Here is a 14,057-nt window from a genome sequence, read left to right on the forward strand (position 1 = left end):
TCCTCCCGTATCTGTTTACAAGAGAAAGTATAAACCTTCAAGTTACTTCAAGGTCAATCATTTTTACGGACAGGTATTTGGATCCATGTCATATAATCCTTCTCATTGCGGATCACCGATTCATCAAGCAGGCTGATTTCCACAGCGTTTCCTATTATTTCACAGCCTTCTATTTTCAGCTGCTCCAACATAAACCGATAACTTTGCTTTATTGCTTCATACTTCCCTTTATGGGGATAACACGCATACATCCCTTCTGCTAAAAAGGAGGACTCCGGTTTTTCCTTATCCTTGTGCAGGAGTTCAAAGACTGAGCGATACTTTACCGGTCCCTCACCATCCAGACTATCCATATCTGCAATCGTGCCGAAGTCCCCCGTGAAGAATCCGTCATACATGATCCCTGACAAGGAATGATATTCCAAATCTTTCACGTAGATGTCGTCGGAAGCCTCCTTCAAATCAATCGGCTCATCATTATATATATAGGAAACGGGCCGTTCAGGAAACCATTGATAGGTCATAGAGGGCTGCGACATTAATGTAAGGCCCTGTTCTATGGTCGAAATTTTATTCTTAATCTTTTCTTCTACTATCGATAGCCGCAGCTTTTCCATTCTCACTTCATCCAGCTTCCGCTCCAACCGTTCTTTCGTATTTTCAGGAGTCCTCTCTTTCAGCTGCTCCTGAATATCCTTCATAGTAAATCCATTCTTTTTCATAAAGATGATGGTATCCAATACCGGAAACTGATCGACGGTATAATAACGATATCTGCTTGAGTCATCCGTGTATTTCGGCTTAAAAATGCCGATTTCATCGTAATAACGCAGCGTTGAAGCAGGTAACTGGAAGAGGCCGGCAATCTCTCCTATACGGAACTTTCTTCTCATAAACATCCCATCCATTTTTTCTTTTATTATTCCTTATACCCTTGCAGAAATCAATCGCTGAATGTAATATATAAATTACATAAGCAATATATATTTAACATGATTGGGTGATACGAAAGTGAACAAAATCAAACTGGCACGTCTAGAAAAGGATTTGACTCAAGCCCAGCTTGCCAAACGTGTCCAAGCGACAAGACAGACAATCGGCCTGATTGAGAAAGGCACCTATAACCCCAGCCTTCAGCTCTGTATCGCGATTGCCAAAGAACTTGATAAAACATTAGATGATTTATTCTGGGAGGAATCATAATGGTCCAGTCATTTCTCAACTATTTCTTACCGAAGGATGAATACAAACGTTCACAAATCGTTTACTTTATGGCAGAAGCGGCTTTTTTGACTGTACTTCTCCTTCTGCCACTTACACTTATGAACAACATATGGTGGAATTCCCAATCTTTTAATGAAATTTCCGTCCTGCTTACCCCTGTATTCGTGATGGCATACACCTATTTCCGTTATGTATTTAAAGGGATAGAGCATACCGACATCTCTGAAGAGAAAACCTATCGTGCACAACGCCGCCTGAATAGGAAAAGAGCCCTTTTCTTCGCGGCCATATTCATGATCGTGCTTTTGATCAACAATGGAATACCGTCTACGGGCATGGAAATTCTCGACATAGCCGGTCCCGTCTTCCTCGGCTTCCTGTTCTATCTGCTCTTTGACTACATCTCTCTTAAACGATCCTATAATAAAAATAAAGACCTGCTTGATGACTGAATCAGGTTCACAGCAAATCCAAAGCCCCTCTCCCAAAAACAAAAAAAGAGGACTCCTTTTGCAGGAGTCCTCTTTCCGCTATTAATATAACTTCGTTAACGCGTCTTTATCAAATGGAAGCAGATCATTTACTCTGCCTTCCTCTACTTTCTTAACCCATTCCGGATCTTGAAGCAGAGAACGACCGATGGCAATCAAATCGAATTCGTCCTGGTCCAGTTTTTCAATGAGACCGTCCAGACTCGTCGTATTTGCCGCCTGAAAACTTGTAAATGTTCCGTCCAATCCGACAGAACCGACAGAAATAGCAGGTTTTCCGGTCAGTTTCTTCGTCCATCCGGCAAGGTTCATTTCAGAGCCTTCAAATTCCGGTTCCCAGAATCGACGGGTAGAGCAGTGGAAGATGTCGACTCCAGCGTCAGAAAGCGGCTGAAGGAATTGATTTAATTCCTCTGACGTTGCTGCAAGTTTTCCTTGATAGTCATTCATTTTCCACTGACTGAAACGGAAGATAATAGGGAAATCCGGGCCGACGGCTTTACGGCATGCCTCAATGACTTCGACTGCAAATTGCGTACGGCCGACCAAATCACCACCGTAACGGTCGGTGCGCTTGTTCGTATGCTCATAGAAGAATTGGTCGATCAAGTATCCATGTGCTCCGTGAAGCTCGATGGCATCAAACCCGATACGCTTCGCATCGGCAGCAGCCTGCGCGTATGACTGAACCAGCCCCTCGATTTCTTCGACCGTAAGCGGTTCGGATACTTGCACCCCATCAAGGGTCAAACCAGACGGTCCGATTGGTGCGGCTTCTTTGTTCGGCAGTTCTCCAGGTTTTCGTGTCATTCCGACGTGCCACAGCTGTGGAGCAATTTTCCCTCCCGCTTCATGCACTTCTTTTGCGACTTTAGCCCAGCCGTCCAACGCGTCTCCGTGGAAGAGCGGGATGCTGTCACCGGAAACAGAAGACGGATGATTGATTCCGACTCCTTCGGTGATGATAAGACCAACATCCCCTTCAGCGCGGCGGCGGTAATAGGCAGCCACGTCTTCGCCAGGAATGCCTCCCGGGGAGAAGCCGCGCGTCATCGGCGCCATCACCGTACGGTTTTTTAATTGTATTTTGTCACTATGGAAAGTTTCAAATAAAGGTTTAACAGATACATTCGTATTACTCAATGTCGTTTCCTCCTTTTCCTGTTGCATCTTCTATTCTCGCAAATGCGGACGGAAATGAAAAATCATCTGTTTGCCTTCCCCCCCCAATGCATCAAAAAAGACGGAAGACCCGTTTCAGATCATCCGTCTTTTTCTTCCTATTGTGGTTATCTCTTTAATGGAACAATCCTGATTCCCGTGATTTCTTCATCAGACTCCGCGTACGCTTATGGAGCGGCCCTTTCAGGAACGTACCGATAAGCAGGAATGCTGCGCCGAAGATAGACAGAAAGATAAAGTCTGTCTTCACCCGGGCTGGTACGATACCGCCTACCGCTTCCCGCATCAGGTCGATTGCGTAGGAAAACGGAAGAAACGGATGGATATTCTGGAAGAATTCCGGGAGTAAGGCGACTGGATACGTCCCGCCTGAACCTGCAATCTGCAGAACGAGACATACGATCGCTGCTGCTTTCCCAACGTCCCCAAGAACGGATACCAGTGTAAACACAATGGTCATAAAGACAAAACTCGTTGCGAATCCAAACAAGATGAACGGAAGCTCTGCAGCTATATCTACATTCAGGATGTAAATGTTACCAAGCGTTACGACAAGCGTCTGCAGAAATCCGATGCTCACAAAGGTAGCAAGCTTCCCGAAGTACTGCTGGTACTTTCGGTATTCTTCGCCGTGATGAGGATCCGTCGATAACAAGGATACCAACAACAATGCTCCAACCCACAAGGATAACACGGTGTAGAAAGGCGTCATCCCCGTACCGTAGTTGGCAATCGGGAACAAGGCGTTCTTACTCAATACGACCGGCTCTTCGAAAAAGCTCTGTTCGGCCTCCGGATCATTTTTCAGAAGCTCGATGATCTCATTAATGTCCGTTTCCCCTTGAATATCACGGATTCGATCCGCCATTTCATTCACTTTGTCGTTGACGTAAGGATACTCATTCAGCATATATTCAAGGATATCCTGACCTTCGGCAATGTTTCCTTCGGTACTGTTCAGTATTTTTTCAATCTCCGGAATAGTCGATTGGGCGTCAGCCAGAATGCTTCTCGCATTAGCAAGCGTATTCTTCGCCTTATCTATTTCCGACAATACTTTCGGTTCAATCGAATCATTATATTCTTTCACAAAAGCATCAATCCGGTCCGCGGTATTTTGGGATTTCTCCTGCAGGTCGGCAAGCACAGCATCGATTTCTTCCTGCTTCTCACCCAGCTGCTGTTCGATCTTGCCGCTGTCCGCCTGGACCGTCTCCAAGTCTCCTCGAATCGTTTCTATTGTGGCAAGCGCCTGATCGATTGTTTCTGTGGAAACCTCTGGAGCAGGAGGCTGTTCTTCTCCATCTTCTGAATTGTCCCCGGAGTCTGCCTCGGCATTTTGCTGCTGCTCCTCCTGCTGAGCTTTCACTTGCTTCAGAAGCTGCTCTACCTCATTCAGACGTTCCACGGATGCATCCGTCTGTTCACCGATTCGGTCCTTGATGGCGTTGACCGTATCCAAATCCAAATCAATGGAACGCACATCAGTAAGAAACGCATTTACATCCTCTGCTGTCTGCTGGGCAGCTTCAAGATCCTCTTGTACTTGTGGTGCCAGTTCATTTAGTCGTGCCTCTGCATCATCTATGAATCCTGTCGTTTCATCAATGGTGGAAATACCGTCTTTCGTCACTTTCGTGGCTTCCGGAAGCAGAGCCTGCACGTCATTAATGACGTCCACCGCACTTTTCGAATCTTCATAGGAACTGCTGATCATATCATGGATTTCCGGTAAATTCTCTTCCAGTTTAAACACATATTCTTCAAAGCGTTCAATATCCGGAAGGTCCTTCTCAAGCTCTACTCCTAAATCGTTGAACAGCTCTGCGATCGTGCCGTTCACTTCCGATATAAAATTACTTTTCACTTCTTCGACGATGACGCTGGCACCTTTTTCCGTAATTTTCGGTGCGATGGCGTTCACTTTCTCATTGACGTAATATTCGACTTCCGATTTCTCAGGGCTGTCACTGATAACCGTTCCAAGCTTCTCAGAGAAATTCTCGGGGATGACGATAACCGCGTAATAATCGCCGTACTCCAGCTTATCCATCGCCTCTTCTCTGTCATCAAAATGCCAGTCCATGCTGTCGTTATCCTTCAGGTTATCCACTACTTCCTGACCAACGTCAATATCGGTATCCCGGACAGTAGCTCCGGTATCCTCATTGACGATTCCGACAGGCAGCTGGTCCGTCTGGCTGTATGGGTCCCAGGATGCTTTAATGTTAAACCAGGCATATAAAGACGGTAGAACGATTAAGCCGCCGATCAGGATCATCGCGACCCAGTTCTTCGATATATTTTTCCAATCTCGGCTGAAAATGCGCCATATGTTCTTCATAAGGATGCTCCTATTCTCATTTCCGTTATTCTTCCCGCTCTTTTAACTTCTTTTTGACATGCTCGAACAAATGGATGAAAGTGGTGACGTCTTCATCCTTCACCCCCTCAAAAAGAAACGAAAAGCTGTCATAAATCTGTTCATCTGCACGGTCTACAATCTCTTCCCCTTTTTCCGTAAGTTGTACGAGTTTGGAGCGCTTATCTTCCTTCGTTTCACTCCATTGAATCAGTTCCTTCTCCATCAACTTCTTTATCCGGTTCGAGATCGCACTTTTATGGACACCTTGTATGTTGCTCAGCCTCCCTGGCGTAAGAGCCGCTTCTACTTTGATGATTTTTAACGTTTGCAGTTGTTGGGAGGATACATTCTTCAAAGGTCCGCTCTCCTCCAGCTTTCTCAAATGTTCACTCGCACCGAAATACACTTCTATGAATAAGTCGATGACTTTCCTCGAATCAGGCATGTGTGTACTCCCTTCATAAAATAGTTCACACCTATAAACTAAAAATAGTTTACACCCATGAACTATTTGCGTCAATGATTTTATCGTCCACTGATCCAACTATTTTATGCAAAAAAAAAAAACGACCGGATGGCCGTTCCTTTGAAAAACAGCTGCTTCCTCACTCGTCTATGCTCTGCTGCATCTTGAGGAGGAGCCTGTCCAGTTCATTCATCTCTGCTTCTGTCATCGTCTGATTGACAACCTCGTTAATTTCATCGGTAACTGCTGTGACTTTCGCTTCAAGCATCCGCCCGCTTTCCGTCAAGTGCAGCTCCAGAGAACGCATGTCGTCAATCCGAAAGCATCGTTCAATATAGCCTTTCTTCTCCAGACTGGAGGCCATTCTGGCAATGTTAGCCTTATCCTTACCTAAGTAATTGGCGATCTGATTCTGGGTCAACCCGTCTTCCTCCCAAAGAAGCATCATGATCAAATTCTGCTCCGGCGCCAGATTGTAAGGGGCGAGCTTCGCTTTTATGAAGCTTGTCAATTTTAAATCGGTTTGATGGAGTTTTATACTGATGTGGTTCTGAAAGCTACGTTTCATGGAGGCTTTTTACCTTTCTCACGTACGGTGGACGTTATTTTTCAAAAACATAATTATAGGCAGAAAGAATTCCATTGTCAAAGGTATTAATTGGATAACAGCCGAAGAAAAAAATAAAACCCGCAAATGATAAAACCGCCCCTTAGCAGGGACGGCTTTTTATCATAGTCCGATAGAGATATATTTCGTTTCTAAGTATTCTTCAATACCGAAGTGACCGCCTTCTCGACCGAGTCCGCTTTCCTTAAACCCGCCGAACGGTGCTTGAGCCGTAGATGGAAGTCCATCATTTAACCCGACAATACCATAGTCCAATTCCTCAGAAAGACGCATCGCTTTGGAGAAATTCTCTGTGTACAGATATCCGGCCAAACCGAATGGAGACTCGTTTGCACGGCGAATCGCATCTTCTTCATCAGAGAAAGAAGCGATCGGAAGCACAGGCCCGAACGTTTCCTCCTTCATACAGATCATGTCATCCGTCGTATGAACAAGCACGGTCGGTTCAACGAAATACCCCTTATCCGATTGGGAAGATCCGCCTGTTACAAGCGTTGCTCCATTATCCAGAGCATTCTGGATATGCTTATTGACCTTATCAAAACCGTCTTTATCAATAAGCGGACCGATGTCCGTATCAGGATCGAGGCCATCTCCCACATTCAGCTGCTCAACAGCAGTTTTCAATTTCTCTGTAAATTCATCCAATACAGATTCATGCACATAGAAACGGTTGGAGCAGACACAAGTTTGTCCAGCATTTCTGAATTTTGATGCCACTGCGCCTTCCACTGCCTTATCCAGATCCGCATCCGCAAGAACGACGAATGGAGCCTGACCGCCGAGCTCCAGTGAGATACGCTTCATCGTATCCGCCGACTTACGCATCAAGAGCTTTCCGACCTCTGTCGAGCCTGTGAAAGAAAGTTTACGTACGCGGGAATCAGATAACCATACATCGCTGATGGTTGCAGCATCTCCTGTAAGGATATTAATAATTCCTTCCGGCGCTCCCGCTTCCTGAGCCAGCTCCACCAGACGAATCGCAGTCAGAGGCGTCTGCTCTGCCGGTTTGATAAGGACGGTACAGCCTGCAGCGATTGCCGGCGCCACTTTTCTTGTAATCATAGCTGCCGGGAAGTTCCATGGCGTAATGGCTGCCATGACTCCGACAGGCTGTTTTTGGACAAGAATGCGCTTGTCCCTGCTCGAAGCGGGAATCGTTTCACCGTAGATACGCTTCCCTTCTTCTGCATACCAGGCAAGGAAGCTGTTCGCATAACCGATTTCACCGGCTGCTTCCTTCAGCGGCTTTCCCTGCTCTTTCGTCATGATTTCCGCTAACTCTTCTTTATGAGCTTCTATCAGTTGATGCCAGCGCATCAAAAATTCAGCACGCTCATAGGCGGTCGTCTTCTTCCATTTAAGAAAAGCAGCATGGGCGGCATCCACCGCCTCCTGCGCTTCTTTCTCTCCCGCATCCGGAACGTGATCGATCACTTCCAGTGTGTAAGGATTCGTTACTTCTATCGTCTTCTCTGAGGTCCATTCTTTCCCGTTCACAATAAGATTCAACTGGAATACCCCTTTCTAAAGTGCTTTATTCTGAATAGTAGCATTTTTCTTTTCGTAAGTCCCACGATTCATCTGAATGAAGAAGTACGCACCGATAAGCGCCCAGCCGCCGACCATGATCCACTCATACGGCCAGATAAGAGCAGCAGGCATTCCAGGCAGGTACAAGACGATGAAACCAAGACTAAGTATTAAAGCTAAATACCCGAACACCGGAGATTTACCAGCGCGGAACGGACGCTCCATTTTCGGTTCTTTCCTCCTTAATAGAATAAAGGACATAGCGACAAGGAAGTAGGCGACAACAATGCCAAGGCCACCGGCATCGACAATCCAGACCAGGGCAGATCGCCCAAGGAGTGGAGCAAGCGCAGATAGAATACCGATGAACAGAACGGCGTTGGAAGGTGTTTTATATTTAGGGTGCAGTTTGCCGAACCATTGTGGTATCATTCCTGATTCAGCCATCGCATAAAGAACCCGGCTGCCGCCGATGACAAAGGAGTTCCAGCTCGTGACAATACCTGCTACACCACCGAGAATCAAGATTTGGGCGAAACGTTCAGATCCGAACAAAGCTGCCATCGAATCGGCAGAAGCAAGTTCTGAAACGGCAAGTTCTTCCGGACTCAGCGCAAGGCCTACACCGAGTGCGATCGCCAAATAAAATACAATGGCTGCAATGACAGATATAATAAGGAAGGAACCGATTTTCCGTCTGGGGAGGTTCGCTTCTTCTGCTACTTGAGGAATGACATCAAAACCGACAAATAAGAAAGGAACCATGACGAGCACAGTCATAATGCCACCCGCTCCACCTTCAAATAAAGGCGAAAGGTTGGAAGGTTCTCCGTAGGCAGCGGACCCGAAAATCAGCACAAGTCCGACAGCAACAATCATTAAGGTAAACACCGTCTGCAGAACCGCTGCCTGCTTTAGACCTATAAAGTTGATTGCTGTGATAATGACGGCCCCTAGTGAACCGATGAGTACCCAGTTCAGGTGCACGTCCCAACCGGCAATCGTCCATAGATAGCCGGCCTGGTAGTCAGGAAGCAGGTAGTCGATAACCGTCGGTAGTGCAACTGCTTCAAAAGTCGCTACCGAAATATATCCGAGCGTAATTGCCCACGAAGCAACGAACGATGCTTTCTTGCCAAGTGCCCTGTGGACATATTCGTGCTCGCCGCCTACTTTAGGCATCGCCGAAGCTAATTCCGCATAATTCAAGCCGACACAGATGACCAGGAATCCACCAATGATAAAGGCAATGACCGCCCCTAGCGAACCTGCCGACGTGATCCACGTACCTGAAAGAACGACCCATCCCCAGCCGAGCATCGCACCGAGAGCCAGAAACAACAGATCAAAGGACGATAATACCTTCTTTAATTTCTTATCTTCCATTAAGCATCCCCCCTTATTTTATACCGAAAATTCCGTCTTCTTTTCCAACACGGACTCCATTGCGTCACGCAGGATATCCAACCCTTCGTTCAATTCTTCATTCGTAATGACGAGCGGCATCAGGAAGCGGACGACATTTCCATAGACTCCTGCACCAAGTACCAGCAAACCGCTGTGTTGAGCTTTGGAAATAATTTCAGACGCAAGTGCTTTATCCGGTGTTTTCGACGTACGGTCTTTGACAATCTCTACAGCCACCATAGCTCCAAGACCGCGGATATCACCGATGCAGTCAAATTCTTCTGCAAGCTTGGTGAACCTGTCCTTAACCGTTGCACCAATTTCGACAGCACGCTCGTTCAAGCCCTCTTCTTCAATGACATCAATCGCCGCAAGGGCTGCTTGACAGGCAACCGGGTTACCACTGTACGTACCTCCAAGTTCTCCCGGACCGGCAGCATCCATGACTTCCTGACGTCCAATGACTCCACTGATCGGCATACCGGCACCCAATGATTTCGAAACCGTGATCAAGTCCGGAGTAATACCAAAATGCTCAGAAGCAAAATAGCTGCCCGTTCTTCCGAATCCCGTCTGGATCTCATCTGCCACGAACAAAATACCGTGCTCCTCACAAAGCTGCTTGACCGCATGGACGAAACGCTTCGCCGGTACGATAAAGCCGCCTTCTCCCTGGACAGGTTCCATAAATACAGCAGCGATTGTTTCCGGTGCGACTTCTTTCAGGAAGAAATCACGGAACTGTTCGATCATGAAATCGATATAAGCCTCTTCTGACATTCCCTCAGGACGGCGGTAACTGTACGGGAAAGGAGCCTTGTACACTTCCGGTGCGAATGGACCGAATTCATATTTATACGGCTTTACTTTGCTCGTCATGGACATCGTCATCAGCGTACGCCCGTGGAACGCATTGGCAAATGTGACGATGGCTTGTCTGCCAGTATATTTTCGAGCAATCTTAACGGCATTTTCTACAGCTTCTGCACCACTGTTCTGCAAAAGCACCTTCTTCTTATGAGATCCAGGAGCAAGCTGTGTCAATTTTTCAGCAAGAGCGACGTACGGTTCATACATCATTACATTGAATCCGGTATGAATGAATTTTTCAATTTGATCATGGAGGGCCTCTTTTACTTTCGGGTGACAGTGGCCGACGTTGATCGTACCGATCGCACCTGCGAAGTCGATGAATGTATTACCGTCCACATCCGTGATTTTGGCTCCTTCCGCTTTCTGTGCAAATGTTGGAATGCCGTAGCTTACTGAATCAGGAATTACTTGATGACGGCGTTCCAGCAGCTCGCTCGCTTTTGGACCTGGGATGTTTGTTTGGATAGATACGTGCTTAGACATGTTTAACCACTCCTTTTAATTAATAGAAAACCGATGTTCGTTCAGACAAATCACTCAGTGTCGAGAGCAAATGGTTACGAATTGCTGCCTCCGCTGCTTCAGAATCCCTCTCCTGCAAATGTTCGAATATCACCCGATGTTCGGGAATCGATTTAACCTCATTCATTGGTGTCGAGTAAAATTCATCTCGGAGGATTAAATAACAGTCCGACCACTGATTCAACTTGTCGACTTCCTGTAGAAGGAATTCATTGCCGGATACCTCGGATAAGAACGTATGGATCAAACCATTGACCCGAAGGAATTCCTCGAAATTCTTGGACTTGTAGGTTTCCAGTTCATCGGAAAGTAGAATTTCAAGCTGTTCCAGATGAGCATCATCCAGCTTAGGAACCGCAAGTCTCGCTGCATAAGTTTCTAAAACAATTCTCAGTTCAAAAACGTCCCGAAGCTCTTTGTTGGACGGTTTGTAAACAATCGCCCCCTTATTGGGAACCAGTTCTATCAATTTCTCACTTTCCAATCGCTTGAAAGCAGCTCTTATCGGAGTTCTGCTCATATTTAACTCTTTACTTACCCAATCTTCCGTAATTCGCTGTCCCGGAACAAGCCGTTTCAGCATAATGGCACGTTTCACCTTTTCATATGCTCTCTCTTCACTACTACTCATTTTGCATCCCACCATTGTATTCGAAGATTGTATACAATTTACTTCTAACAACATGTTATCTTAAAATTCACAAAGTTTCCACATAATTTTCTGAATTTAGTGATTATTGCATAAAAATTCATCCGCTTGTCTAGTGCTTTTTACACATAAAAAAAGACCTTCCCAATCAGAAAGGCCTTTCTCTTTTTACCTATTCTGCCAGCGCCTTGCCAGCGATTGAATGTGATCAGGAGTCGTACGACAACAGCCTCCTATGATCGTTGCCCCGGCTTCCACCCACCGATCGGACTGCTCATCGAAACGCTGGCAGGAGCGTTCCCCGTACCAGTCATTCGTGTCGGGATCGTATGTTTCTCCCGAATTCGGGTATAAAATAATCGGCTTATCTGTAAGAGCCCGGATATGGCCGACTGCCTCTGTCGCATCAGGAATCGGAGCACAGTTCACTCCGACTGCTACCACCTGCTCCCTCCCTTCGATCACATCTATACAACGTCTCCATTCCGTTCCATCACTGATTTGGCTGCCATTCTTCAAGGAAAAGGAAAGCCACGCACTGGCGCCCGGATACTCGCCCAATAATTCCGTCAGTACTTTCGCCTCCTGGAGGGAAGGAATCGTTTCAAAGGCAAGCACGTCGGCACCCGCTTCGATGAGCGCTTCTATTCTGGGACGGTGAAATTCTTTCAGCCGCTCATCCGTGACACCATAGTTCCCGATATATTCTGAGCCGTCAGCAAGGTAGGCGCCATAAGGGCCAACCGAACCTGCAACGACAGGATAAGCTCTGTCATCCGCTTCCCTCCAGACATCCGAGCGTGCTTCCTGTGCCAGGCGAACGGTATCTTTAATTAATGTGCGCGCCTTATCTTCGTCGATCCCCCGCTGCTTAAACCCATCAATGGTTGCTTGATAACTAGCGGTGATGGCAATATCCGCACCATTACGGAAATAATCGGCATGAACCTTACGGATAGCATCCGGATTCTCAAGCAGCACACGGGCGGACCAAAGTGGATCATCAAGGTCGAAGCCGTATGTCTCCAATTCTGTCGCCAACGCCCCATCGAGAATAATCGTTTTCTTTGTTTCCAATAGTTGTTTAATAGGATTGCGCTTGTTGATTCTGTTCGACATGTTCTACTCTCCGTTTCTTCTTGGATTGTGACAGATAATACCCTGCATAACAAAGGATGATGAATGGAATTCCACAATACAGGGCGATCCGCTGTGTCGGATCAAAGGCGATTCCGATGCAGGCGGCAAGACAGAGCAGGAACGATGCGATCGGCACCAATGGATAAAGCGGCGCCCGGTATCCCAGGTCCTCCACCTTGTTCCCAGCTTTCACATAAGCCCGCCGGAAATTAAATTGAGCAAGACTGATGCTCATCCATACGATAACGACTGCAAGTCCTGAAATCGATACCAGCACGATATAGACGGTATCGGGCGCAATGATGCTGGACAACAGAGCCAGTCCCCCACCAAGCATGCTGAATAAGATGGCGTTCAGCGGAATGCCTTTCTTCGTCATTTTCGCGAATTTCGGAGAGATCGTCTTCCGATCCGCGAGAGACCACAGCATACGGGAGGAGGCATATAACCCTGAATTCGCTGCAGACAAAATAGCCGTGATGATGACAAAGTTCATGATATCTGCGGCAAATGGAACACCGACTCTTTCCAAAACGGCAACGAAAGGACTCTCAATGACTCCGGCTTCCGAACTCGGAAGCAGCGCGGAAAGCACAATAATTGTTCCTACAAAGAAAAGAATGAGCCGTACGAGCGTCGTCCGGATGGCTTTCGGGATTGTTTTCGCGGGATCGACCGTTTCTCCCGCCGCAATACCGATCAACTCTGTACCGGAGAATGCGAAGTTGACCGCCAGCATCGTCATTAAGATGGCGAAAGCCCCATTCGGAAACAAACCGGCTTCTGTGAAATTAGAAAAGAACGGAGCTGGTTCAGAATCTGCAAGCGGCACAATACCGAAAATTCCAGCCAGACCAAGTAGAATAAATAGAAAAATGGCGATGACTTTGACAGAAGAAAACCAAAACTCTGATTCTGCAAAAAACTTCACGGTGAATGCATTCAATCCGAAGATCAAAATCGCGAATAAAGCGCTCCATATCCATACACTTATATCCGGGAACCACCGCTGCATCATCAGTCCGGCAGCTGTGAATTCCGATCCCAGCGCCACTGTCCAGGTGAGCCAGTAAAGCCAGGCAACCGTAAACCCCGTTCCCGGACCGATATACTTCGCGGCATAACTGTGAAACGCACCAGTCTCAGGCATATGTACAGACAACTCACCAAGACAGAGCATCACTAAGTAAACGACCAACGCACCAATCAAATAGGCAAGCACCGTCCCAAATGGTCCTGCCTGCTGGATGGTGTATCCGGAACTGAGGAACAGCCCGGTTCCGATGACTCCACCGAGTGACAGCATCACAAGGTGGCGTGTTTTCATTTCTCTTTTGAAGTTCTGTTCCATTTTCTCTTCCCCTCCACTTTCTCTTCATCTAAAAATACATAAAAAAACGCACCCTGGAGCGGGTGCGTTTACCGACAAATAAAAGGAAGCTCCTATCTATCAGGGTTATTCAACACCCGCTGGAATTAGCACAGTGTCTGCATTCAGACCTGTTGCTGAGGCTTCAAAGGGCCAGTCCCTCCACCTCTCTGGATAAGAAATATGTATTTTTTAAATACTCTAA

13 protein-coding genes and 1 riboswitch are annotated in these 14,057 nt (G+C 46.8%); of the genes, 2 read left to right on the forward strand and 11 right to left on the reverse strand.

The window, feature by feature from the left end:
- Positions 1–53: 53 nt before the first annotated feature.
- Positions 54–893, reverse strand: coding sequence for a MerR family transcriptional regulator (locus AXG56_RS16090; protein ID WP_026578684.1), 840 nt, complete (start codon positions 891–893; stop codon positions 54–56).
- 118 nt (positions 894–1,011) lie between these two features.
- Here AXG56_RS16090 and AXG56_RS16095 point away from each other — a divergent pair, with 118 nt between their 5' ends.
- Both AXG56_RS16095 and AXG56_RS16100 read left to right on the forward strand, forming a co-directional pair.
- On the forward strand, positions 1,012–1,203 hold the full coding sequence (locus AXG56_RS16095) for a helix-turn-helix transcriptional regulator (protein ID WP_008633898.1): 192 nt from the start codon (positions 1,012–1,014) through the stop codon (positions 1,201–1,203).
- The gene (locus AXG56_RS16100) at positions 1,203–1,676 is read left to right on the forward strand and encodes a hypothetical protein (protein ID WP_026578685.1); all 474 of its coding nucleotides are present in this window, start codon (positions 1,203–1,205) and stop codon (positions 1,674–1,676) included. The genes AXG56_RS16095 and AXG56_RS16100 overlap by 1 nt, the downstream gene beginning before the upstream one ends.
- Positions 1,677–1,757: 81 nt before the next feature.
- On the opposite strand, the gene AXG56_RS16105 is transcribed toward AXG56_RS16100, so the two are convergent.
- From AXG56_RS16105 to mmuP, 10 genes are all read right to left on the reverse strand, one after another.
- Positions 1,758–2,858: an NADH:flavin oxidoreductase gene (locus AXG56_RS16105; protein WP_062515446.1), complete on the reverse strand. Its 1,101-nt coding sequence runs from the start codon at positions 2,856–2,858 to the stop codon at positions 1,758–1,760.
- Positions 2,859–3,012: 154 nt separating this feature from the next.
- Positions 3,013–5,241 carry a YhgE/Pip domain-containing protein gene (locus AXG56_RS16110; protein WP_201029324.1) on the reverse strand — a complete coding sequence of 743 codons (2,229 nt, stop codon included), beginning with the start codon at positions 5,239–5,241 and terminating at the stop codon, positions 3,013–3,015.
- 25 nt (positions 5,242–5,266) lie between these two features.
- Positions 5,267–5,707: a MarR family winged helix-turn-helix transcriptional regulator gene (locus AXG56_RS16115; RefSeq protein WP_062515448.1), complete on the reverse strand. Its 441-nt coding sequence runs from the start codon at positions 5,705–5,707 to the stop codon at positions 5,267–5,269.
- A 160-nt stretch (positions 5,708–5,867) separates the two neighbouring features.
- On the reverse strand, positions 5,868–6,296 hold the full coding sequence (locus AXG56_RS16120) for a MarR family winged helix-turn-helix transcriptional regulator (protein ID WP_008633915.1): 429 nt from the start codon (positions 6,294–6,296) through the stop codon (positions 5,868–5,870).
- A gap of 162 nt (positions 6,297–6,458) precedes the next feature.
- Entirely contained in the window at positions 6,459–7,871 is a 1,413-nt protein-coding gene (locus tag AXG56_RS16125; protein WP_008633916.1) for an NAD-dependent succinate-semialdehyde dehydrogenase, read from the reverse strand.
- A gap of 15 nt (positions 7,872–7,886) precedes the next feature.
- Positions 7,887–9,278, reverse strand: a complete 1,392-nt coding sequence (locus tag AXG56_RS16130; protein WP_062515449.1) for an APC family permease — start codon at positions 9,276–9,278, stop codon at positions 7,887–7,889.
- An 18-nt stretch (positions 9,279–9,296) separates the two neighbouring features.
- Entirely contained in the window at positions 9,297–10,655 is a 1,359-nt protein-coding gene (gene gabT, locus AXG56_RS16135; RefSeq protein ID WP_062515450.1) for a 4-aminobutyrate--2-oxoglutarate transaminase, read from the reverse strand.
- Between the two features lie 19 nt (positions 10,656–10,674).
- Positions 10,675–11,325, reverse strand: coding sequence for a GntR family transcriptional regulator (locus tag AXG56_RS16140; protein WP_062515452.1), 651 nt, complete (start codon positions 11,323–11,325; stop codon positions 10,675–10,677).
- A gap of 186 nt (positions 11,326–11,511) precedes the next feature.
- The gene (gene mmuM / locus AXG56_RS16145; protein WP_062515453.1) at positions 11,512–12,462 is read right to left on the reverse strand and encodes a homocysteine S-methyltransferase; all 951 of its coding nucleotides are present in this window, start codon (positions 12,460–12,462) and stop codon (positions 11,512–11,514) included.
- Positions 12,428–13,834: an S-methylmethionine permease gene (gene mmuP / locus AXG56_RS16150; RefSeq protein ID WP_008633923.1), complete on the reverse strand. Its 1,407-nt coding sequence runs from the start codon at positions 13,832–13,834 to the stop codon at positions 12,428–12,430. The genes mmuM and mmuP overlap by 35 nt, the downstream gene beginning before the upstream one ends.
- A gap of 89 nt (positions 13,835–13,923) precedes the next feature.
- Positions 13,924–14,033: riboswitch (SAM riboswitch) on the reverse strand.
- Positions 14,034–14,057: the final 24 nt, after the last annotated feature.

The organism is Halobacillus sp. KGW1, assembly GCF_001592845.1.
Lineage (GTDB): Bacteria > Bacillota > Bacilli > Bacillales > Halobacillaceae > Halobacillus.